Source organism: Streptomyces sp. NPDC023527 (assembly GCF_055560115.1).
This window is the reverse complement of the sequence record NZ_JBVHJJ010000005.1, coordinates 213,118-234,023: the sequence shown is the minus strand read 5'-3', so window position 1 is coordinate 234,023 and position 20,906 is coordinate 213,118. Positions and strand designations below refer to the sequence as shown.

General features: G+C 74.1%; 16 protein-coding genes. 8 read left to right on the top strand and 8 right to left on the bottom strand.

What is annotated here, in order from left to right:
- Window positions 1-21: 21 nt before the first annotated feature.
- On the bottom strand, window positions 22-1,191 hold the full coding sequence (locus tag ACZ303_RS12105) for a PAS domain-containing protein (RefSeq protein ID WP_467337814.1): 1,170 nt from the start codon (window positions 1,189-1,191) through the stop codon (window positions 22-24).
- Between the two features lie 131 nt (window positions 1,192-1,322).
- On the opposite strand from ACZ303_RS12105, the gene ACZ303_RS12100 reads away from it, so the two are divergent.
- The 3 genes from ACZ303_RS12100 to ACZ303_RS12090 all read left to right on the top strand — a co-directional run bounded on the left by ACZ303_RS12100 (window position 1,323) and on the right by ACZ303_RS12090 (window position 4,624).
- Complete coding sequence (locus ACZ303_RS12100; RefSeq protein ID WP_467337812.1) at window positions 1,323-2,201, top strand: ANTAR domain-containing protein; 879 nt, start codon at window positions 1,323-1,325, stop codon at window positions 2,199-2,201.
- A gap of 121 nt (window positions 2,202-2,322) precedes the next feature.
- On the top strand, window positions 2,323-3,531 hold the full coding sequence (locus ACZ303_RS12095; protein ID WP_467337810.1) for an aminotransferase class I/II-fold pyridoxal phosphate-dependent enzyme: 1,209 nt from the start codon (window positions 2,323-2,325) through the stop codon (window positions 3,529-3,531).
- A gap of 88 nt (window positions 3,532-3,619) precedes the next feature.
- The gene (locus tag ACZ303_RS12090; protein ID WP_467337808.1) at window positions 3,620-4,624 is read left to right on the top strand and encodes an MBL fold metallo-hydrolase; all 1,005 of its coding nucleotides are present in this window, start codon (window positions 3,620-3,622) and stop codon (window positions 4,622-4,624) included.
- Window positions 4,625-4,678: 54 nt separating this feature from the next.
- Here the strand turns inward: ACZ303_RS12090 and ACZ303_RS12085 are convergent, their stop codons facing one another.
- Genes ACZ303_RS12085 through ACZ303_RS12075 form a run of 3 tightly spaced genes read right to left on the bottom strand, consistent with a single transcriptional unit; the run spans window position 4,679 to window position 6,664 of the window.
- Window positions 4,679-5,326 carry a DedA family protein gene (locus tag ACZ303_RS12085; protein ID WP_467337806.1) on the bottom strand — a complete coding sequence of 216 codons (648 nt, stop codon included), beginning with the start codon at window positions 5,324-5,326 and terminating at the stop codon, window positions 4,679-4,681.
- On the bottom strand, window positions 5,323-6,105 hold the full coding sequence (locus ACZ303_RS12080; protein WP_467337804.1) for an MBL fold metallo-hydrolase: 783 nt from the start codon (window positions 6,103-6,105) through the stop codon (window positions 5,323-5,325). The genes ACZ303_RS12085 and ACZ303_RS12080 overlap by 4 nt, the downstream gene beginning before the upstream one ends.
- 34 nt (window positions 6,106-6,139) lie before the next feature.
- The gene (locus ACZ303_RS12075) at window positions 6,140-6,664 is read right to left on the bottom strand and encodes a GNAT family N-acetyltransferase (protein ID WP_467337802.1); all 525 of its coding nucleotides are present in this window, start codon (window positions 6,662-6,664) and stop codon (window positions 6,140-6,142) included.
- 119 nt (window positions 6,665-6,783) lie between these two features.
- Here ACZ303_RS12075 and ACZ303_RS12070 point away from each other — a divergent pair, with 119 nt between their 5' ends.
- Together ACZ303_RS12070 and ACZ303_RS12065 are read left to right on the top strand one after the other, a co-directional pair.
- Window positions 6,784-8,925, top strand: coding sequence for a phage holin family protein (locus ACZ303_RS12070; RefSeq protein ID WP_467337799.1), 2,142 nt, complete (start codon window positions 6,784-6,786; stop codon window positions 8,923-8,925).
- Between the two features lie 84 nt (window positions 8,926-9,009).
- Complete coding sequence (locus ACZ303_RS12065; protein WP_467337797.1) at window positions 9,010-10,422, top strand: amino acid permease; 1,413 nt, start codon at window positions 9,010-9,012, stop codon at window positions 10,420-10,422.
- Here the strand turns inward: ACZ303_RS12065 and ACZ303_RS12060 are convergent.
- From ACZ303_RS12060 to ACZ303_RS12050, 3 genes are all read right to left on the bottom strand, one after another.
- Complete coding sequence (locus tag ACZ303_RS12060; protein WP_467337795.1) at window positions 10,412-11,173, bottom strand: SDR family NAD(P)-dependent oxidoreductase; 762 nt, start codon at window positions 11,171-11,173, stop codon at window positions 10,412-10,414. The genes ACZ303_RS12065 and ACZ303_RS12060 overlap by 11 nt on opposite strands.
- Window positions 11,174-11,292: 119 nt before the next feature.
- Window positions 11,293-11,874 carry a TetR/AcrR family transcriptional regulator gene (locus ACZ303_RS12055; protein WP_467337793.1) on the bottom strand — a complete coding sequence of 194 codons (582 nt, stop codon included), beginning with the start codon at window positions 11,872-11,874 and terminating at the stop codon, window positions 11,293-11,295.
- Between the two features lie 107 nt (window positions 11,875-11,981).
- On the bottom strand, window positions 11,982-12,182 hold the full coding sequence (locus tag ACZ303_RS12050; protein ID WP_467337791.1) for a hypothetical protein: 201 nt from the start codon (window positions 12,180-12,182) through the stop codon (window positions 11,982-11,984).
- Window positions 12,183-12,612: 430 nt separating this feature from the next.
- Between ACZ303_RS12050 and ACZ303_RS12045 the strand changes: the two genes are divergently transcribed.
- The gene (locus ACZ303_RS12045; RefSeq protein WP_467337789.1) at window positions 12,613-13,395 is read left to right on the top strand and encodes an AfsR/SARP family transcriptional regulator; all 783 of its coding nucleotides are present in this window, start codon (window positions 12,613-12,615) and stop codon (window positions 13,393-13,395) included.
- The gene (locus ACZ303_RS12040; RefSeq protein WP_467337787.1) at window positions 13,385-17,062 is read left to right on the top strand and encodes an AfsR/SARP family transcriptional regulator; all 3,678 of its coding nucleotides are present in this window, start codon (window positions 13,385-13,387) and stop codon (window positions 17,060-17,062) included. Before ACZ303_RS12045 ends, ACZ303_RS12040 begins: the two co-directional genes overlap by 11 nt.
- 17 nt (window positions 17,063-17,079) lie before the next feature.
- Here ACZ303_RS12040 and ACZ303_RS12035 read toward each other — a convergent pair whose 3' ends face one another.
- Window positions 17,080-17,472, bottom strand: a complete 393-nt coding sequence (locus ACZ303_RS12035) for a hypothetical protein (protein ID WP_467337785.1) — start codon at window positions 17,470-17,472, stop codon at window positions 17,080-17,082.
- Window positions 17,473-17,599: 127 nt separating this feature from the next.
- Here ACZ303_RS12035 and ACZ303_RS12030 point away from each other — a divergent pair, with 127 nt between their 5' ends.
- Window positions 17,600-20,794 (top strand): tetratricopeptide repeat protein, encoded by a 3,195-nt coding sequence (locus ACZ303_RS12030; RefSeq protein ID WP_467337783.1) that lies wholly within the window; start codon window positions 17,600-17,602, stop codon window positions 20,792-20,794.
- Window positions 20,795-20,906 lie beyond the last annotated feature (112 nt).

Below are 20,906 nucleotides of genomic sequence, written 5' to 3'. Positions count from 1 at the left end.
CGGGGAGGGCCCTACGGGCCGTCATGGCAGCGGCCCCAGCGCCAGCGCCACATGCCGGGACATCCGGTCGACCGCCCCGGCCTCCGCCATCTCGAACGCCCGCCGCGCACCCGTACGGAAGAGCGTGAGCGCACCCCGCACCGGGTCCTGCCGCGAGGTGCGCAGCGGTACGCACAGCAGTGACGTGACCGCCGCCCGCACCAGCACCGGAGCCCCGAGATCATCGAGGCCGAACAGCTCCGCATCGTCCGGCCGCACATGGAACGCCGTCGCCCCGGCGGCCGTCGCCTCCACCACCAGCGGGCACTCCGCCGGATCCTGACGGGCGACCGCCTCGGCCAAGGCGCCGGCCTCCCCCGCCCCCGCCGAGCGCCCGCCGCCGGGCCCCAGCACCGCCACCCGGCGCAGCGTGCCGGAGTCGTTGAGGTCGGCCACCACCCAGTCCGCGAACCGTCCGTGCGGGACGGCCGCCGCCCGCCGGAGCACCTCCGCCGGCTCGCACCCGGACGCCCGGAGCAGGGCGGTCGCCATCGCGTCCACCAGATCCATCAACTCGGCGTGGCGGGTGACCTCCACGGGGTCCACGGTGCGCGCGCCCCGCCGGGAACGCGCACCCGGCCCGTCCGCCCGCGGCGCGGCCGCGCCGCCCGTCGGCTGGAACACCGCCAGCACCGCCGTCCGCGGCTCGCCCGGCGGCCGCAGCGCCGCCAGCGTCGCCCGCAGCGCCGCGCCCCGCTCCGTACCCGGGAGGTGGACGACCAGGCTGCGGCCCCCCTCACCGCGCGCGACCGCGGCGACATGGCTGCGGAACGCCGCCCGCCCGTCATGGCGCAGCGACCCGGTCAGCGACCGGCCCGTCGCGAACCCCGACCGGGTCCCGAACAGCTGCGACGCCGCGAAGTTCAGCCGCCGTACGACCGACTCGCCGTCGAGCAGCACCACGGCCAGCGGCATCCGCTGGAACAGCGCCCGCAGCAGCCGCTGTTCCGGGGAGTCCGGGCCCCGGCCGCCGCGCGCCACCAGCGCCTCGTAGCGCGGCCACAGGAACTCCGCCGCGTGCTGCAACTCGAACAGCGCGGTGTCCAGCGCGGACAACCGCTCGTGCGGCGGCAGCGCCCGCGCCGTGCGCAACTCCTCGACGCGTCTTCGGAAGTCCGCGAGCTCCGCACCCAGATCCTCGGCCTCGGCCATGCGCACACCGTAACCTCCGCCACCGACAACCGGGCCCCCGCCCCGGGCAGTTGTTTCCACTCGGGCACGCAGGGTAGCCGACCCAAGAGGGCTCGGCGAGACCGGAACCCGAACGAAAGGAGAACGAGCCCATGTCCGAACGCACACCGGAAGAGATAGCGGAATCGCTGGGGAGGGCAGGACCGGATTCCGCGCCGGACGATCCGTCCCCCGCCCGGCCGGGCCTGGGCCCGGACCTCACCGTGGGTCTTGTCGCCCCCTGCTCCCCGCGCACCGGCGGCATGGCCTTCCCGCCGTCCGCCGCGGACGACCCCGTGCCGTCGCTCGGCCGCGGCCTCGCCCGCCTCGCCGAACGCGCCGTGCGCTGCTCCCCCGACAGCTGCGGAGCCACCACGACCGCCGTCACCGACGACGAACCCGAGCCCTGCACCGCCGGCACCCACCCCGACCTCTCCGCGCTCGTCGCCGCCCAGCTGGCGACCGGCGAGGGCCCCGTGCCCGACGCGCTGGACACCGGACGTCCCACCGGCTCCGACGACCTCCTGCACGACCACCGCTGGCCGCTCTACCGCGCCCGTGCCCTGGACGCCGGACTGCGCTCCAGCACCACCCTCGTCTTCCGCCGCGACGCCCTGGACCTGACCCTGACCGTCTACGGCTTCCGCCCCGGCTGCCTGGAGAAGACCTGCCGCGGCGCCACCGAGGAGCTCGGCGACCTCGCCGCCACCGGCTTCGACCGCGACCGCCGCTACCGCGCCGCCCTCGCCGAGGTCGACCAACTCGACACCGCCCTGCGCCGCCGCCCCGTCGTCGACCAGGCCCGCGGCATCGTCATGTGCGTCCTGGACTGCGACGCCGACGAAGCACTCGCGCTGCTGCGCCGCCATTCCCAGCACACCAACCGCAAACTCTCCGACCTCGCGGACACCGTGGTCTCCACCCGCGGCCAGGACCTCGAACAGACCTTCGTGGACCTGGGCCGGGCGGGGGAGGACCACGCCCGCCCCTGACCGCCCGTCCGCCGCCGCCCGCCGCCGGTCACCCTCCCGGCCCGTGTCGGACCGCCGCACCACCCATGATCTGCCAAGGTGGAACCGGAACTGACGCGGGCGGACGCGGGCGGAGGTACGGATGCGGTCGAGCCTTCCGGCGCTTCCGGCCGTCACCGCCCCGGAGCGGGGACTGCCCGTGCTCCCGGAGCTCGCCGCCAAGGTGGCCGGCGCCGCCGCGTCCAGTGTGCCCGAACCGGTCGGCGGAGGCCCCGAGCTGCGCGCCGCCGCCTGCGGCTACTGGGCCCGCCGCGGGCTGCCGACCCGGCCCGACGAGGTCATCGCCGCTCCCGGCGCCCAGCCCCTGCTGTTCGCCCTGCTCGCCGCGGCCGGCGGGGACGTCCTGCTGACCCGGCCCTGCGCCGCCTGGTACCCGCCGATCGCCCGCCTCGCCGGCCGCCCCGCCTTCCACGTGCCCGTACCGGCCGAATGCGGCGGCATCCCCGACCCGTTCGCGCTGCTGGAGACCGTACGCCGCATCCGCGACGAGGGCGGCCGCCCCCGCGTCCTGCTGCTGTCGGTCGCCGACGACCCCACCGGCACCGTCGCGCCGCCCGAGCTCCTGCACGAGGTGTGCGAGGCCGCCGTCGCCGAACGGCTCATCGTCATCAGCGACGAGACCTGGCGCGACACCCGCCACGACCCGCACGGCACGGTGTTCTTCGGCCCCGCCGAGATGTGGCCCGACGACGTCGTCGTCCTCACCGACCTCGCCGGCGGCCTGACCCCCACCGCCTGGCCCGTCGCCGCGGCCCGCTTCCCCGCCGGCGGACGCGGCCCGGTCCTGCGGGCCCGGGTCACCACCGCGCTCGCCGCCGTACGGGCCGAACTCCCGCCGCCCATCGCCGCCGCGGCGGCGTACGCGCTCGCCGAACCCGAGCCCGTACGCGCCCGCACCGCGGCCGCCGTAAGGCTCTACGCCACCCTCGCCACCACCGTCAGGGAACGCCTCGACGCCCTCGGCGTGCTCAGCCGCCCCGCCGAGACCGGGCCCTATCTCTACGCCGACCTCGGCGAGCTGCGCACCGCGCTCGCCGGCCTGGCCATCACCGACTCCATCGAACTGGAGGCCCACCTCAGCGCGGCGCTCGGCCGCCCCGTACCCGGCGGCCACCGCTTCGGCGACGCCCCCGACGACCTGCGGGTCCGCCTGTCCACGCCACAGCTCCTCGGCACCACCGACGAGCAGCGGCAACGTGCCCTCGACGCCCCGGACCCACTGGCACTGCCGGAGGTCGGCGAGGCGCTGACCGGTTTCGGCTCGGCCTTCGGCCGGCTCGCCGCCGGCTGACCTACCGTCGATGCCGACGTACCGACCCGTGCCGACCCCGGGCCGCGCGGCGCACCACCCCGGTTCCCCACCGAATGGAGCCCCCTCGATGACCGAACAGACCGAGCGCTCCCTCGCCGAGCCCCGCCCCCTCGGCGAGCGACGCGTCTGGCCGAGGACCTTCGCCGACCGCCTCACCGCCCCCCTGCCCGGCGTCCGCGCCCTGGCCCGGCTCGCGCGCGAGGGCCGGCTGCGCCCGAGCCCCGAGGCGCTGCGCGACGTCCCCGACCTGCCGGTCGAACTCGGCCCCCTGCCCGTCGTCGACCCCACCACGACCGCGGTCACCTGGGCCGGCCACGCCAGCTGGGTGCTGAGCATCGGCGGCCTCACCGTCCTCACCGACCCCGTCTGGTCCCGCCGGATCCTCGGCACACCGGCCCGGCTGACGCCCGTCGGGGTCCGCTGGGAGGACCTCCCGGCCATCGACGCGGTCGTCATCAGCCACAACCACTACGACCACCTCGACGTCCCCACCCTCAAGCGCCTGCCCCCCGACACCCCGCTCCTGCTGCCCGCCGGCCTCGCCCGCTGGGCGCGCCGCCGCCGCTTCACCCACGTCACCGAGCTCGACTGGTGGGAAGCGGTCGAACTCCCCGGCCCGGCGGGCCCGGTCCGCTTCGACTTCGTCCCCGCCCATCACTGGAGCAAGCGGACCCTGACCGACACCTGCCGTTCCCTGTGGGGCGGCTGGGTCATGACCGCCCCCGGCGGACAGCGCGTCTACTTCGCGGGCGACACCGGCTACGGCCACTGGTTCGACCGCATCGGCAGCCGCTACACCGGCATCGACCTGGCCCTCCTCCCCATCGGCGCGTACGACCCCCGCTGGATGCTCAGCCCCGTCCACACGGACCCGGAGGAAGCCGTCCGCGCCTGCGAGGACCTGGGCGCCAGAGCCATGGCCCCCATGCACTGGTCCACCTTCGTCCTCTCCGCGGAACCCCCACTGGAACCCCTCCACCGCGTCCGCACCGCCTGGCACACCACCGGCCGTCCCCGCGAAGACCTCTGGGACCTCCCGATCGGCGGCTCCCGGGTGCTGCCGGCGGGGTGATGCGGCGGCCTCCGCGCATGGTGGCGAGGTCGTACGGAGGCGCCGCCGACGGCCTCACCCGACCGGCGGTCCCGTGTCCGGCCGGTGGGTGATCCGCCGCCACACCGAAGGTGCCGCGCCCACCGCCACCGTCAAGGCCACCGCCGCCACCACGCCCTGCCACGGCCGGGCGAAGAGCGAGCCGCCGAGTACGCCGATGACCTGGTACGTGGCCGCCCACGCCAGGCAGGCGGGGAGGTCGCCGCGGGCGAAGCGGGACGGGGGCAGGTGGGAGAGGAGGCAGGCCAGCATGACCGGGACGCGGCCCGCCGGGAGGAGGCGGGAGAGGACCAGTACCGTCACGCCGTGCTCGTCCAGGCGGGCGCGGGCGCGGGCCAGGCGTTCGGGGGCGGCGCGTTCGCGGAGGCGGCGGAGCCAGCGGGAGCCGTTGCGGGAGGTGACGCCGCGCCGGCCGAGGCCGTACAGGGCCAAGTCGCCCAGGAAGGCCGCGAACGCCGCCACCAGGAACACCCACAGCAGGGAGAACGGCGAGCTCTGGTGGTAGGCCACCACCGCCGCCGAGCTCACCACGGCGCCCGTCGGGACCACGGGCACCAGCGCGCCCAGCGCCACGAGCAGGAACAAGGACGGGTAGCCGGCGGCCTGTTGGGTCGACTCCGGGGGGACCGCGCCGGTCACCGCCTCGGCCAGTGGTCCGATCACGCCGACGCCACCGGCCGTACCGACTCGCCGTGGCCGAGCCGGTGCACCGCCGCCCCCGGGGCGAGCCGCGCCGCGAGCCGGGCGAACTCCTCGCCCGGCGCGTGGAATTCGTGCGGCCGCACCCCGTCCATGCCGATCGGCCAGTACGTGCCGTAGTGCACCGGCACCGCGGCGGGCGCGCCCAGCCGGGCCAGGGCACGGGCCGCGCGGGCCGCGTCCAGGTGACCGTGGCCCAGGAACGGGCCCCAGCCGCCCACCGGTAGCAGTGCCACGTCCACCGGCCCGACCTCCTCGGCCATCTCCTCGAACCAGCCCGTGTCCCCGGCGAAGTACGTCGTCGCCTCGCCGTCCACCACATAGCCGAGCGCCGGCACCCGGCGCGGCCCGTACGGCAACCGCCGCCCGTCGTGCTCGGCGCGCACCGCCCGGATCCGCACCGGCCCGGCCTCCACCACGTCCCCGGGCGCCGCCTCACTGATCCGCAGCCCCCGCGCGGCGGCCAGCCTGCGCAGCCCCGGCACCGCGGCGGGCGCGCCCCGCGGCACCACCAGACGGGTCCCCGGCGCGAGCCGGGCCAGGGAGGGAAGGTGCAGGTGGTCGGCGTGCAGATGTGAGACCAGCACGACATCGGCGCGGGCGGCCGCCGGCGGCGGCACCGGGCCCCGGCGGCGCCGCAGATGCGCCAGCCGCCGCACGAACAGCGGATCCGTCAGCACCCGCACACCGGAGTCCTCCACCGTCGCGGTGGCATGGCCCCACCAGGTGATCTCCACCGGCACCGGGCACCTCCTGGACTCGTCCGTCACCCCCACCCTACGGGCGCGCCTCCAGGACGTGGACGCACACCGGCAGCCGGTGGACAGGGTCCGTCGTCTCCCGCTCCCGCACCATCCCCAGCTTCCGCATGATCTTCTCCGAGCCGTCGTCGCCCACCCGGTGCACGCTCACCACCCGGCCCAGACCGCGGTCGCGCAGCGCGAAGTGCAGCACCGCCCGCGCGGCCTCGGTGGCCAGGCCGTTCCCCCAGTACGGCCGTCCGAGCCGCCAGCCGATCTCCACCGCCGGGAGGATCTCCGGCAGATGGTCGGGTACGGACAGCCCGGCGAACCCGGCCAGCCGCCCGGTCTCCCGCACCTCCACCGCGAACAGCCCCACGCCGCGTTCCTCCCACTCCCGCTCCCACCCCGCGATCGCCGCCGCCGTCTCCTCGCGGCCGAGCACCGCGCCGTCCGCGATCCAGCGCATCACCTCCGGGTCGGCGTTGATGTCGGCCATCGGCCCGAGGTCGTCCTCGCGCCAGCGGCGCAGCGTCAGTCGAGGGGTGCGCAGGGAGGTCATGCCGGCATCCTGCCCAGCGGCCACGGGACGGATGCCATGCCCAGGGGCCGGTGTTGTGACGTTCCACCGAACCGTGGACGCCGCCCGGCCACCGGGGCACTCTGTCCTACTCTTCAGGCATGGGTCGTGTGATCAGCGCGGTTCGCCGTGCCGGCAGGCTGGCCAGGGACCGGTGGCGGGAGGTCGTCGTGCCCTGGGCGGCCGGCACCGTCACGATGCTCGTGCTCGCCGCCCTGCTGCCCGACTTCCGGCTGCAGTCCGCCGACGGGGAGAGCGCCACCCGCGTCGCGATCACCGCGGCGCTCGGCGCGGGGGTCTTCGGGCTGCTCGGTGCCGTGGTCTGGCCCGCGCTCGTACGGGCCCTGCTGCTCGTGCCCGCGTTCGTCCTCGGGCTGCTGGTGTTCTTCCTCAACGGGTCGCTGCTGCTGATCGCCCTGAGCCTCATCCCGGTGGGCAGCGGCGCCGCCGAACCCGAGACGGCGGTCGTGGTGGCCGCGGCCATGTCGGCCGCGTCGTCCGCCGCCGGGACGTTCCTCGCGATGCGCGACGACGGCGCGTACCGGCGCCGGCTGGCCCGGCTCGCCGGCCGCGAGCGGCGCCGGCGCGGCGAGCCCGACGTCCGGCGGGAGACGCCCGGCACCGTCTTCCTCCAGCTCGACGGCGTCGGCCACGACGTGCTGCGCGACGCCCTGCGCCACGACCCGCCGCTGATGCCCACCGTCGCCGCGTGGGCGGCCGGCAGCCACCGCCTCACCCCGTGGCGCACCGACTGGTCCAGCCAGACCGGCGCCAGCCAGCTCGCGATCCTGCACGGCTCCAACGAGGACGTGCCCGCCTTCCGCTGGTACGAGAAGGAGACCGGCGAGGTGCTCGTCAGCGGCCGGCCGGCCGGGGCCGCCGAGCTCCAGCGCCGCGCCACCGCCCGCACCGGCGACGAGGGACTGCTGGCCGGCGACGGCGCCAGCCGCGGCAACCTCTTCAGCGGCGGCGCCGACCAGCTCGCCCTCGTCCTGTCCGTCGCCGCCCGCCGCGGCCGGCACAACCGCTCCCGCTCGGGCTATTTCGCCTACTTCTCCGACCCCGCCAACGCCACCCGCACCGCCGTCTCCTACGTCGCCGAGGTCCTCCGCGAGATCGGCCAGGCGACCCGGGCCCGGGTCCGCCGCGAGAGCCCGCGCCTGGGACGCGGCGGCCTCTACCCCTTCGTACGGGCCTTCGCCACCGTCGTCGAACGCGACGTGGTCGTCGCCGCCGTCCTCGGCGACATCCTCGCCGGGCGCACCGCCGTCTACGCCGACCTCGTCGGCTACGACGAGGTCGCCCATCACTCCGGGCCGCGCGGCCGCGACACCCACCAGGTGCTGCGCGGCCTCGACCGTGCCATCGCGCTGATCGCCAGGGTCACCGAGCACGCGCCCCGCCCCTACCGCGTCGTGCTCCTCTCCGACCACGGCCAGAGCCCGGGGGAGACCTTCGCCGCCTGCCACGGGCTGACGCTGGAGGAACTGGTCCGGCGCGGCTGCCGCGCCGCCGGGCCGGAGCGCCCGCCGGTCGTCCTCGCCTCCGGCAATCTCGGTCTGGTCTCCTTCCCGGACCTGCCCGGCCGCGTGAGCCGCGAGCGGATCGAGAGCCGTCACCCGGCGCTGCTGCGCACCCTCGCCGACCACCCGGGGATCGGGTTCCTGCTCGTGCGTTCCGAGGAGCACGGGCCGGTGGTGCTGGGAGCGGGCGGCCGCGAGCACCGCCTGGACACCGGCGAGGGCGCCGAGGACAGCCCGCTGCGCGGCCTCGGCCCGGGCGCGGTGGAGGCCGTACGGCGGACGGCGGGGTTCCCGCACACCGCCGACATCATGGTCAATTCCGCGTACGACCCGGAGACGGGCGCGGTGCACGCCTTCGAGGAGCAGATCGGCTCGCACGGCGGGCTGGGCGGGGAACAGGGGTGGGCGTTCCTGCTGTGGCCCGGGGAGCTGAGCGCGCCGGTGGGGGAGGGCGGGGAGCTGGTGGGCGCGGAGCAGGTGCACCGGGTGCTGCGGCGGTGGCTGCGGGAGGCCGGGAGGGAGGGCGCCGGGGAGCGCGTACAGGTAGGGGAGGAGGCCGGTGGCGAGGCCGGCGAGGAGGCCGGGGAGGTCGCCGGGGAATCGCACATACCGGTAAGCCGGCTTCCGGTTGTGCGGGCTCCGGACGAATCACTGCCGGTGGGCGAAATGCCAGCACCTTTTGCGGTCGGCGGTCCCACCCTGCGGGACAAAAGCGAGTGATTTTGCGGAGCGACGCATTCCGTTGCACCATGCGCTGTCGCACGACCCCGCGACCTGCCCGCAGGACGAGAGGCGCACCACCTCATGCACGACACCGACGGCACGAACGCCCGCCGCTTCGGCCTTCCGACAGCCACCGCACTGGTGATGGGCAACATCATCGGCGGTGGCATCTTCCTGCTGCCCGCCTCGGTCGCGCCGTACGGCACGGTCAGCCTGCTGGCGTTCGGCGTCCTGACCGTCGGCGCCATCGCGCTGGCTCTCGTCTTCGGCCGGCTAGCCGAGCGCCATCCGCACACCGGCGGCCCGTACGTCTACGCGCGCGCGGCCTTCGGCGACTTCGCGGGCTTCCTGTCGGCGTGGTCGTTCTGGACCATGACCTGGGTCAGCAACGCCGCCCTCGCCGTCGCCGGTGTCGGCTACCTGCACGTGCTGACCGGCGGCGGCTCCATGGTCGCCGACCTGGGCATGGCGCTGGCCATGATCTGGCTCCCGGCGCTGGCGAACCTCGCCGGCACGCGCTGGGTGGGCGCCGTGCAGATGATCTCCACCGTGATGAAGTTCGTGCCGCTGCTCTTCGTGGCGGTCGTGGGGCTCTTCTTCTTCGACGCCGACAACCTCGGCTCCTTCACCACCGGTGACGGCAACTGGACCGGCGGCCTCACCGCGTCGGCCGCGATCCTGCTCTACAGCTACGTCGGCGTCGAGTCCGCCGCGATGAGCGCGGGCGAGGTCCGTGACCCCGAGCGCAACGTCGGCCGCGCCAGCGTCCTCGGCACGATCGGCGCGGCGGTCGTCTACCTCCTGGGCACCGTCGCCGTCTTCGGCACGGTCGCGCACGACAAGCTGGTCACGTCGACGGCGCCGTTCTCCGACGCCGTCGACGTGATGTTCGGCGGCAAGTGGGGCGGCACGCTGATCGCCGTCTGCGCCGTGGTCTCCATCGTGGGCGCGCTCAACGGCTGGACGCTGATGAGCGCCCAGGCGCCCTACGCGGCTGCGAAGGACGGGCTGTTCCCCGCGGTGTTCGCCAAGAAGCGGCGCGGAGTGCCGACCGCGGGCGTGCTCGCCGCCACGGTCCTCGCCTCGCTGCTGACGATCGTCAACTACACCTCGGGTGTGGCCGGTGTCTTCGAGATCCTGGTCCTGATCACGACGTTCTCCGCGACCGTCCCCTATCTGCTGGCCGCGGCCGCACAGATGTACTTCCTGCTGACGGGGCAGCGCGAGAAGGTCCGTACGGCACGCTTCACGCGCGACCTCCTGCTCGCGCTCGGCGCGTTCGCGTTCTCCTTCTGGCTGGTCGCCGGCGCGGGCTACGCGGCGGTCTACCAGGGCGTGCTCTTCCTCTTCGTCGGCATCCTCGTCTACGTGTGGCTGGCGGCCCGCCGGCCGGCGGAGGCGGCGGGAGCCGCCGGAACCGCCGTGCCGGCACAGGACGCGAAGGCCGTAGGGACCACGGAGACCGCGGAGGTCGCCGAGGCCGTCAGGCCGTGACCCCGCAGTCGAGGACGAGGTCGGCGCCCACGGTGTAGCCGGCCTCGTCCGAGGCGAGATGGAGCACCGCGGCGGCGATCTCGGCCGTGGTGCCCGCGCGGCCGACGGGCACCTCGCGACTCATCCGCTCGGCCTTGTCGAGCGCGGACTCGCCGGGGCGGGTGGACATCGAGGTGTCGACGGGGCCGGGGCTCACGGCGTTGATCCGGACGCCGTCGCCGATGTGGTCCAGCGCGGCGCCGCGGGTCAGGGCGGTGACCGCCGCCTTGCCGGCCGCGTACGCGGCGAGGCCCGGCAGGCGCAGGTGGGTGCCGAGGTTGGAGGCGACGTTCACGATCGCGCCGCCGCCGTGTCCCCGCATGTGGCCGATCTCGTACTTCATGGACAGCCAGACCCCCTTGAGGTTGGTGTCCATGCTCCGGTCCCAGTCGTCCTCGGGGATGTCGGCGACCTTGGCGGGCGGTACGAACACCCCGACGTTGTTGACGGCCACGTCGAGCCCGCCGAAGCGCTCGACCGTCTGCTCCACGAGGGTGCGTACGTCCTCCGACCGTGACACGTCCGCGGTGATCGCGACGGCCTCCCCGCCCTCCGCCTCGATGAGGGCGACGGTCTCCTTGAGGGGCTCGGCCCTGCGGCCGGCGACCGCGACGCGGGCGCCCTCCCGGGCGAAGGCGAGGGCGATGGCCCGGCCGATCCCGGTGCCGCCGCCGGTGACGAGGGCGGTCCTGCCGGTGAAGCGTGCGGTCATGGGGTGACTCCTCGGTGATGTCGTCCCCGGTGATGTCCACCGAGTCGGCGAGTTATCTGGAATGATCGTTCTTGAATTCGGGCATGCGGGGACCCTCGTCCGGGCGGGTGGTCGCCGGCTCAGTCCAACAGGGTCAGTGCCTGCGCCGCCGCGTCCCGCAGTCGAGCCCGGCCGGGTGCGGCCTTGCCCACCACCCGCATGCCCTGCATGAGCACCATCAGCATGCGCGCGAGGCCGACCGGATCGCGCTCGGCGGGCAGTTCGCCCTGGGCCCGGGCGCGCATCAGTGCCGAGGTGAGAGCCGTCTCCAGGCCGTGCCAGCTCTCCTCCACGCGCCGGGCGGCGGCCGGGTCGTGCGGCGCCAGCTCGACGGCCGTGTTGGTGACGAAGCAGCCGCGCCGCAGGTCGTCGCGGGCCGCCTCGTCCGCGAAGCGGCGGACCAGGGCCCGTACCGCGGGCAGTGCCGGGCCCGGCTGCGACAACTCGTCGACGAGGCCCGGGTTGCTCTGCTCGCCGTAGCGCTCCAGGGCCTTGAGGTAGAGGTCGTGCTTGCTCCCGAACGTCGCGTACAGGCTCGCCCGGGCGACGCCCAGGCGCTCCACGAGATCCGCCATCGACGTCGCTTCGTAGCCGCGCTCCCAGAACAGCTCGAGGGCCGACTGCAGGGCGGCGTCCGGGTCGAATTCCTTGGTCCTGGCCACGTCTCGAACGGTAGACCTATCAAGAACGATCAGTCAAGAAAGGGGGCTTTCCCCGCCGGGCGCCGGCCATCCGTCCGGCGGGATGGCCGGCGCCCTCCGTGCGAGCCCTACGCCGTGCTCGCGTCCACCACGTAGTACAGGGCGTACAGCACGCCCGGGAGAGCCGCGATCAGCCCGCCGATGGCCGCGATCACCACGGGCAGACGCCGGGTCGCCCTCAGGACCCTGGCCAGATAGCCGACGAGCAGGAAGAAGGCCAGGGTCACCACGACCCCGGCCGGCAGCCATACGGATGGATTCGGATGCATCTCAGCGCTCTCCTCACGACAGTGCCAGTCCGACATCTCGACGCGGGGTGCACGCGGTCCGCCATCGGCCCTTGGTAGGAGAGCCCGGATCCACTCGCGACAGTGCGACGAGAGAATCGACGGTAGCCCAAATGCGCGTCGATAGGCCAGAGTTGACGCGACGTAGAAGGGGCGCAGAGCACGGCGCACAGGAGGCACGACAGGGACCGCCCGGGCTACCACCCCCGGGAGATCCCTGTCCGAAGCCATCGCGGACTGGCACGTCACGGAAGGCTCTTTCGAGTGATGGTGCCACGTTTCGATAAACAGCTGAGAAACGCCTGATCGCCTCTCGCTCTGTTCATGCTCTGCTCTCACTTAACGGCGGCTGAACGGCCTGCTACGGTGAACAGGGGCCGCTGAAGGCGGCGTTGGGGCAAGGGGGGCGAAGATGTCGGCTCTTCGATTCGGCCTGCTGGGCCCGGTGACCGCCGACCGCGCGGGGCGACCCGTCCCGCTGGGCCCACCGCAAAGGCGGGCGGTCCTCGCGGCCCTGCTGCTCGCCCGGGGCCAGGCCGTGACCGTGGCCGTCCTGCGCGAGCGGATCTGGAAGGGCGCGCCGCCCGCGTCCGCCACCGCCGCGATCCAGGTCCATGTGCACCACCTCCGGCGCCTGTTCGCCGGATCCGGCACCGCACCGCACCTGATCACCCATCCGGGACAGCCCTCCGACCGCGTCAGCTACGTCCTGCGGGCCGACGAGGACACCGTCGACATCACGCGCTTCCATTCTCTCCTCCGGCAGGGGGAGTCCGCCGAGGCGCACGGTGACACGGAGGGCGCGGTCGACTCCTTCGACGCCGCGCTCGCCCTGTGGCGCGGCGAACCGCTCATGGACCTTCCGGCCACGGACTTCTTCACCACCGCCCGGCGCGGCCTGGCGGACCTGCGCCTCGACGCACGCAAACGGAGGGCCACCGCCCTGCTGACGGCCGGTGCCACGGCCCGCGTCACCGCCGACCTCCTGGACCTGCACGCCGAACATCCCGGCGACGAGACCGTCGTGACCCTGCTGGCGACCGCGCTCTGCCGCTCCGGAGCCCGCACCCGCGCCCTCGACCTGGTGATCGGCGAACTCGACCGCTGGCAGCGCGACTACGGCCTCCGCCCCGCCGCGCTGCTGAGGCACCGCGAGGAGATCGCCTCCGGCGGCGGAGGCGCGCATGAGAATTGAGGCGCGGGTCCTCGGCCCACTGGAACTCCTGGTCGGCGGCGTCGACGTCACCCCCTCGGCCACCCGGCAGCGAAGCCTGCTCGCCTCCCTGCTGCTCCAGGCGGGCCGCGTCGTGCCACCCGAGGCGCTCGTCGAGGACATGTGGGGCGACGACGCGCCCGCCAACGCCTCCGCGCAGCTCCAGAACTACGTCCACCTGCTGCGCAAACGCATCGACCAGGCGGGCGGACCGGGAACGGGCAAGGATGTCCTGGCCCGCCACCCGGCCGGCTACGCCCTGCACGTGGAGGAGACGGACTACGCGCTGTTCCTCATGCTCCTCGGCACGGCCCGCGGCGAGTTCACCGCCTCCGCGTACGACCGGGCGCAGGACCTGGCGGCACGGGCTCTCCGGCTGTTCCGGGGGCCGGCCTTCGGCGGAGTGCCGCACCACAGCGCCCGGATGAGGGCGACGGCGCGGACCGTCGAGGGACAACAGCGCGAGGCCGTCCGGCTGCGGATCGAGGCGGAGCTCCACCTCGGCCGGCACGCCCAGGTCATCCCCGAACTGCGCCACCTCGTCCGGGAGCACCCCGCGCACGAGCAGTTCGCCGTCCAGCTGGCGAGGGCTCTGTACCGCACGGGCCGCACGGCCGAGGCCCTGAGCGTGTCCGAGCGCCTGGACCCCCGGCTGCGCGAGGCGTTCCTGCGGCTGTACCACGACGGCGCGGAGGACCTCCGCCCGGCGCCGCCGGTCATCACGGCACCGCAGCCGGCCGTCCGCACCCCGGCCGACCCGCTGCCCCGCCCGCCGGCGGACCGCCTCCGCTTCACCGTCCTCGGGCCCGTACGGGCCTGGCGCGGTGACGAGCCCCTGCACACCGGCTCCCCCCAGCAGCGCGGCCTGCTCGCCTCCTTGCTGCTGAAGGCCGGCCGCACCGCCACCGCACCCGAGCTGGTCGAGGAGCTCTGGGGCGACGAACCCCCGCACGCCGCGCTCGCGGCCCTGCGCACGTACGCCTCCCGCCTGCGCAAGGCGTTCGGCCCCGACGCGGACATCCTGGCCAGCGAGTCGGGCGGCTACGCCCTGCGCATCGGCGACGGCTGGTTCGACCTCGACGTCGCGCAGCGGTACGCCGCCGAGGCCCAGCGCGCCCGCGCCGACGGGGACGAGGAGGAGGCCCTGGACATGCTCGACCGGGCGCTGGCCCTGTGGGACGGCGAGCCGTTCGCCGGCCTGCCCGGCCCCTTCGCCGTGTCGCAGCGCGGCCGGCTGGAGGAGTGGCGCCTCCAGCTGACCGAGACCCGGATCGAACTGCGCATGGGGCTCGGCCGGCACGCCGAGGCCGTCTCCGAACTCACGGCGCTCACCGCCGCCCACCCCCTGCGCGAACGGCTCCGCGAGCTGCTGATGCTCGCCCTCTACCGCGGCGGACGACAGGCGGAGGCGCTCGCCGTCTACGCCGACACGCGCCGCCTGCTGGCCGACGAACTGGGCGTCGACCCGCGCCCCGAGCTGGCCGAGCTGCAACAGCGCATCCTGCGCGCCGACATGGAGCCGACGGCCCCGGCCCCGACCGAGGAACCGGCGCCGCCCGGGCCCGAGCTCGTACGGCCCGCGCAACTTCCGGCGGATGTGGACTTCGTCGGCCGGGAGAGCCTGGTGCGCGAGATCGGCGAACGGCTGACCACCGCCGAGGGCACGTGGATGAGCGTCACGGCGATCTGCGGCATCGGCGGGGTGGGCAAGACCGCGCTCGCCGTGCACACCGCCCACGCCGTCCGCCACCAATTCCCCGACGGTCAGCTGTACGTCGACCTCCAGGGCTCCAGGGACGCGCCCCTGGACCCCGCCGGGGCGCTGGAGGAATTCCTGCTCGCCCTGGGGGTCCCGCCCGCCCGCGTCCCCGAAGGGCTCTCCGCCCGCTCCGCCCTCTTCCGCTCCATGCTCGACGGCGAGCGCGTGCTCGTCGTCCTGGACGACGCCCACGAAGCCGGCCAGGTACGGCCGCTGCTGCCCGGCACGCCCGGTTGCGCCGCGCTCGTCACCAGCCGGGTCCGGATGCCGGAGCTCGTGGAGTCGCATCTGATCGATCTCGCCGGGATGAGTCCGGAGGAGGCCCTCCGGCTCTTCGGCCGGATCGTCGGCCGGGAGCGGGCGGCGGCCGAACTCGACGCGGCCACGCGCGTGGTGGAGGCGTGCGGCAACCTGCCGCTGGCGATCCGTATCGCCGCCTCCCGGCTCGCGACCCGACGGTCGTGGAGCATCGCCGCACTGGCCGGAGAACTGGCCGACGAGACAGCGCGCCTGGAACACCTCCAGGTCGGCGACCTGGCGGTGCGCGGCACCTTCGACCGGGCGTACCGCGACCTGACGCCGGGCGAGGCCCGCGCCTTCCGGCTGCTGGCACTGCCGGACGGCCCGGACATCTCGCTGCCGGCCGCCACCGCGCTCCTCGCGCCGGACGCGGAGGACCCGGCCGGGCCGGGCGGCGTGGAGGAGGCGCTGGAATCCCTGGTCGACACCGGCCTCCTGGAGTCCTGGGCCCCCGGCCGCTACCACTTCTGCCACGACCTGCTGCGCCTCTACGCCCGCGAGCGCGCCGCTCACGACGAGACACCGGCGGCGCGGGAAGCCGCCGTCACCCGGCTGCACCGCTTCTACGCGGCCTCGGCCGTCGCCGCCCACGACGCCGAGCATCCGGGCGACCGGGCCCTGGCGCCCTTCCGCCCGGCCGGAGACGCCGGACTGACCTTCGCCGGCCGCGAGACCGCCCGTCGATGGCTGCGCGCCGAGGCGGGAAACCTGCTCGCCACGGTCGAACAGGCCATCGCGCGCGGCGCCCGCGGGGGACCGCTGGCCATCCTGTGGGCCACGGAGGAAGTCCTCGAACCGGGCCCCGGCGCGGCCGCGCACGAGAGGATGGTCGCTCTCCTCGCCGCCACCGGCGCACCCCTCAGCGGCCGCGCGCGGTATCTCCTCGGCAGGGCGCACCTGGCCGCCGAGCGCTGGGAGGAGGCCGAGGCGGCGGCGCTGGCCGCCGTCGTCACCGGTGAGCACGGTGACGACTTCGTCCGGGGGCGCGCCCTCACGCTGCGCGCGGAGATCGCCATCCACTGCCAGGAGTACGAGGAGGCCGAGCGCCTCCTCCGGACGGCCATGGAACTCTTCCGGGCGGACGGCGACCGCTACGGCGAGGCCGCCGTCCTCGCCACCCTCTCCCGGGCCCGCCTCAGCCTGAACGCGCCGGGCGAAGCGGTCGACGCCGCCCGGCAGGCCGTCGCCCTCTGCCGCGAACTCGGCGCCCCCCTGCGGCTCGCCGACAGCCTCTGCGCGCTCGCGCCGGCCCTGGAGCGCGCGGACAGGCCGGACGAGGCCATGAGCGCGTACAGCGAGGCCCTCACCCTCTTCCGCGAAGGACACCAACGGCTGAGGGAGGGCCGGACCCTCGCCCACATGTCCGCCAACCTGCGGGCCCAGGGCCGCACCGCGGAAGCCACCGCCCACGCGGACCGGGCCCTGGCCACCCTGACCGACCTCCGCACCGACCCCCGCGCCCGGACCGTCCTCCGCGCCCTCGCCACCCCCACCCGCCCCCGCCCCCGACCCGCCCCGTCACGCCGGCGCACCCTCTTCGACTCCCTGTACACCCGCGAGGCCCCGACCGCCCGCTTACCGGCGGGGTGAAGACCGGGCGCCCTCGGTCAGTCGGTGGCGATGCGGTTGTTCTCGATCCGACTGTCCGATGCCTCGCGTTCCACCTCCGACGCGCCGGCCGCCTCGATCGTGGAGTCCTTGATGGTGCCGCTGTCCCGCGCGGTCTCGGTGACCTGGGTGCCGCCTCGGGCCGTGATGCCGCCGCCGCTGATGTCGGAGCCGCCCGTGGCCGTCTGCCGCACCGTCGTTCGCTGGACCGGTGGGTCACCGGCCCGGGAGCGGTCCCACCACGCCAGGGCGGTCGCCGCGGCGACCAGCACCACCAATCCCGCGCCCAGGGACCAACTCCACTGATCGGTGACGAGATTGGTCACGTAACCGCAGGCGGTGCTGAGCAGCACCGACAGCGCCGCGCCCGCACCAGGGCTGATTCTGGTCATGATTCTCCCCGTGAGGTGGGGGACCCGGCACTTCCGGGCCTACCATCGCCATGGTGCTCCACTGGCCCGCTGCGGCGCCAACTCCTCGTCGAGTGCCGTTGGTTGAACGACCTGGTGGGGGCGCGACATGCAGGACCATGTGGGGCGATTCACCGATCGCGAGGAGCCGCTCGCGGCATTCGACCGGTTGCTCGCGGTGCGGGCCCCCTCGGCGCGGATCCTGGTGTATTGGGGCGTATCCGGGCAGGGCAAGTCATCGCTGTTGCGCCATCTCCAGCAGAGCCCGGCCGCCCCGGAGCGCTGCGGGCTCATCGACCTGGACCCGCTGCTCGCCGTCGACCCGGGCGGTGCCGACCCGGGCCGTGATCTGGCGGCGGTCCTGGTGGACAGCATGGCCCGGGTCATCGCCGGATGGTCCGGACCGGCCTTTCTGGCGCGTCGTCGGCATGACCGCTTCCGGTCACGGCTGCGTACGGTCGCGCCGGCCTCGACGTCCGTCAACGCGCACATGAGCGCGACCGAGGGCAGCTCCCTCTCCCGGACGTCCATCCATGTCGATGCCAGGCCCATCGGGGGTTCGGTGGGCCGGGACGCGCTCACCGACGCGATCTGTCGGTTGGCCCGGCGGCTTCGGCGTCGCCACTGCGTCTTGTTGCTGGATACGAGCGAGCGGTTGCAGCTGCTCGCCCATGCCGCCGTGGCGGGAGCGGAGCACGAGGGCCACCAGGGCAGCGTCGCGCACTGGTTCACGGGCCAGTTGCTGCCCCGGCTGCTCGCGGAGGCCCCCGGGCTGAAGGTGGTGCTGGCCGGACGGGAGCCGGTCGAACTGCCCGACGCGCTGGTCGCGGAGCGGGTCGAGCTCACCGAATGGGCGGTGGAACACACGGCCGAATACCTGCGGTCATGCGGTCTCGACGCCCAGGCGCTCAGCCGCCCCGTGCACGCGGTGTGCCAGGGCGTACCGGTCTGGACCGCCCTCGTGGCCGAACTGGCCGCGGACGACCGGGGCCCCCACGAGCGCGTCACGCCGGAGTGGCTGGCCGAGGTCGCCGCCGGATGCCCGGCAGACGAATGGCTTCCCAACCAGTTCATGCGGCGCCTGCCCCGGGAACAGCAGCGTGTGGTGATGGCGGCGGCCGCATTGCGCAGTGTCTCCAAGGAGGCGGTGGAGACACTCCTCGACGGCACGGAGCTGTCACTCGGGTGGTACGAAACGCTGTGCGGCTATTCCTTCATACGTCTCGTCCGGGACCCCGGCGGACGGGCCGAGCGACGCATGCACGATCTCGTACGGCTGGCGATCCTCACCTACCTCGGCCGTGAGGAGCCGTCCTACCGCCGCAGGCTGCATGAGCGGGCGGCACGCCACTTCGCCGAGCACGACAGCTTTCTGGACGAGGCATACCACCGCTTCGCCATCGGCGACGAGGCGTGTGTGGAGGGTTGGCGGCGGCTGCGGCGGGAAACGGAGCGCAATCGCGACGCGGAAGCGGCTCTCCGGCTGACCGAAATCCTCACCGCCCCGGAGCAGGCGCCCCATACCTTCCGGCACTTTCCGGAGATCGCGGCGTCCGCGGCTCTGGCCGGCGGGCGTATCGCCCTGGACCAGGGGCGCTGCGCCGATGCCGGCGCACTGCTGCGACAGGCACGCGACGGCTTCCGTACCGCGGGCGACAGGAGGGGCGAAGCCCACGCACTCCGCTCGTTGGGCAAGACCGCGGAGGCCGACGAGCGCCCCCTGGAAGCGGTGGATCTTTACGCACAGTCTCTGGAGATCAACCGGTCACTCGGCAGACACCAGACAGTCGGCCACCTCCTGCGCGACCAGTCGAGAATCAAAAGATCGGTGGACCCTGAGAACGCCACCGAAATGTTCCAGGAGGCTCGGGAAATCTTCCGGGAGTTCGGCGACCGCAGGTGCGAGACAAGCACGCTGAGGCACCTGGCGGAGCTGAACAACGCCCACGGTGGGGCGTTGGACCGGACGGAAGGTCTCTACCGGGAGGCGCTGGCCGGCTCCCGGGAACTCGCGGACCGGAGTGGGGCGGCCAAGGCGGCGTACGCGCTGGCCATCGTGCTCGCCGAGGTGCCGGGACGGCAAGGAGAGGCCGAAGCCCTCTTCATCGACGCCGCAGGGGCTTTCGAGGACGCGGGCCAACGCGACGGAGAGGCGAACACCCGCAACAGGCTCGGCAGCCTGCTCCGTAAAGCAAACCGCATCGAAGAAGCGGAAGCGTATTACCGCAAGGCGCTGGAGCTGTACCGCGAGATCACGTCCATTGGCGGTGAGGCCATGGTCCTGCACAACCTCGCCGGCCTCATGCTGGAGACGAAGCGCGAGAGCGAGGGCGAAGCGGCCCTGCACCGGGCCGTCGAGCTCAACCAGAGATGCGGCCAGGCCAGGAATGAAGCGCACAATGGCCTCCTGCTCGCCGAATTCGCCCGGGCCAGGAAGGACTACGGCCTGGAGGAGCACCTTCTCCGCCAGGCGCGGGAACTGGCCGACATCCATGGCGAGCCACAGCTGCGAGCGTCCATCCTGCATGCCCTGGGGCACCACGCCACACGGGCGCACAGACATGCCGAGGCCGACACCCTGTACGGCCAAGGACTCGACCTCAGCGAGTCCTGCGACGACTCCGACAGCCAGGCGACGACATTGCGTTGCATGGGGCACCTGGCGCTGCGGACGGAACGGCTGGAGGACGCGGAGTTGCATTTCGGGCGGGCCCTCGAAATCTATCGCGTTCATGGCGACACCGAGGGGCAGGCGTCGGTCCTGCACCTGCTGGGCGATGTCGCCATGCGCACCAGGGGGCGGGCAGAGGAGGCGGCCGCGCTCTACAAGCAAGCGGTGGCTCTGCTGGGGGGAGCGGCGGACAAGCAGGAGGAGGTCCATGCCGTACGGGACCTGGCGGTTCTCACCCTGCGCAACGGCAGGGACGACGAGTCCGCCCGGGACGAAGCCGGCCGGCTCTTCGAGAGGAGCCTGCGGCTGGCCCTCGACATCGGCGACGGTGACTGCGGGTTCATCGCATGGCTCAATCTGGCGGTGCTGGAGACATGGCGGGGCGGCCGGGAAGCGGAAGCCGCCGACCTGCTGGACAGGACGCTGCGGCTGGTGGAGGAGAAGCACGGCCCCGGCCGCGCCCGCCGCCAGCGCTTTCTGGGGCGCCTGGCCCTGAGGCCGGGTTCGGCGGACTATCTGGCCGACGCCGTACTGCGGTCCTCGTACGAAAGCCTGCATTTCGGCTGGCCGCACAAAGGACTGCGCAACAGGGTCCGCGTCGTCCTCGGCGCGTTCCGCTCGCACACCACCTGAACAATGGGCGCCCGGCGCCCTCTCATTACCTGCCGGGTAATCGCCCCCACCCGCCCCACCCGGCAAGGTTGAGCCCAAGCGGGCGCCGGGCCGGCGCACTCCGGCCCGGGGC

Excerpts from the sequence above, each read along its gene's own strand:
- ACZ303_RS12045 (WP_467337789.1), top strand. The coding sequence starts at position 12,613 with ATGTCGGCTCTTCGATTCGGCCTGCTGGGCCCGGTGACCGCCGACCGC.
- ACZ303_RS12040 (WP_467337787.1), top strand. The coding sequence starts at position 13,385 with ATGAGAATTGAGGCGCGGGTCCTCGGCCCACTGGAACTCCTGGTCGGC.
- ACZ303_RS12065 (WP_467337797.1), top strand. The coding sequence starts at position 9,010 with ATGCACGACACCGACGGCACGAACGCCCGCCGCTTCGGCCTTCCGACA.
- ACZ303_RS12090 (WP_467337808.1), top strand. The coding sequence starts at position 3,620 with ATGACCGAACAGACCGAGCGCTCCCTCGCCGAGCCCCGCCCCCTCGGC.
- ACZ303_RS12035 (WP_467337785.1), bottom strand. The coding sequence starts at position 17,472 with ATGACCAGAATCAGCCCTGGTGCGGGCGCGGCGCTGTCGGTGCTGCTC.
- ACZ303_RS12100 (WP_467337812.1), top strand. The coding sequence starts at position 1,323 with ATGTCCGAACGCACACCGGAAGAGATAGCGGAATCGCTGGGGAGGGCA.
- ACZ303_RS12030 (WP_467337783.1), top strand. The coding sequence starts at position 17,600 with ATGCAGGACCATGTGGGGCGATTCACCGATCGCGAGGAGCCGCTCGCG.
- ACZ303_RS12060 (WP_467337795.1), bottom strand. The coding sequence starts at position 11,173 with ATGACCGCACGCTTCACCGGCAGGACCGCCCTCGTCACCGGCGGCGGC.
- ACZ303_RS12050 (WP_467337791.1), bottom strand. The coding sequence starts at position 12,182 with ATGCATCCGAATCCATCCGTATGGCTGCCGGCCGGGGTCGTGGTGACC.
- ACZ303_RS12075 (WP_467337802.1), bottom strand. The coding sequence starts at position 6,664 with ATGACCTCCCTGCGCACCCCTCGACTGACGCTGCGCCGCTGGCGCGAG.
- ACZ303_RS12105 (WP_467337814.1), bottom strand. The coding sequence starts at position 1,191 with ATGGCCGAGGCCGAGGATCTGGGTGCGGAGCTCGCGGACTTCCGAAGA.
- ACZ303_RS12095 (WP_467337810.1), top strand. The coding sequence starts at position 2,323 with ATGCGGTCGAGCCTTCCGGCGCTTCCGGCCGTCACCGCCCCGGAGCGG.
- ACZ303_RS12070 (WP_467337799.1), top strand. The coding sequence starts at position 6,784 with ATGGGTCGTGTGATCAGCGCGGTTCGCCGTGCCGGCAGGCTGGCCAGG.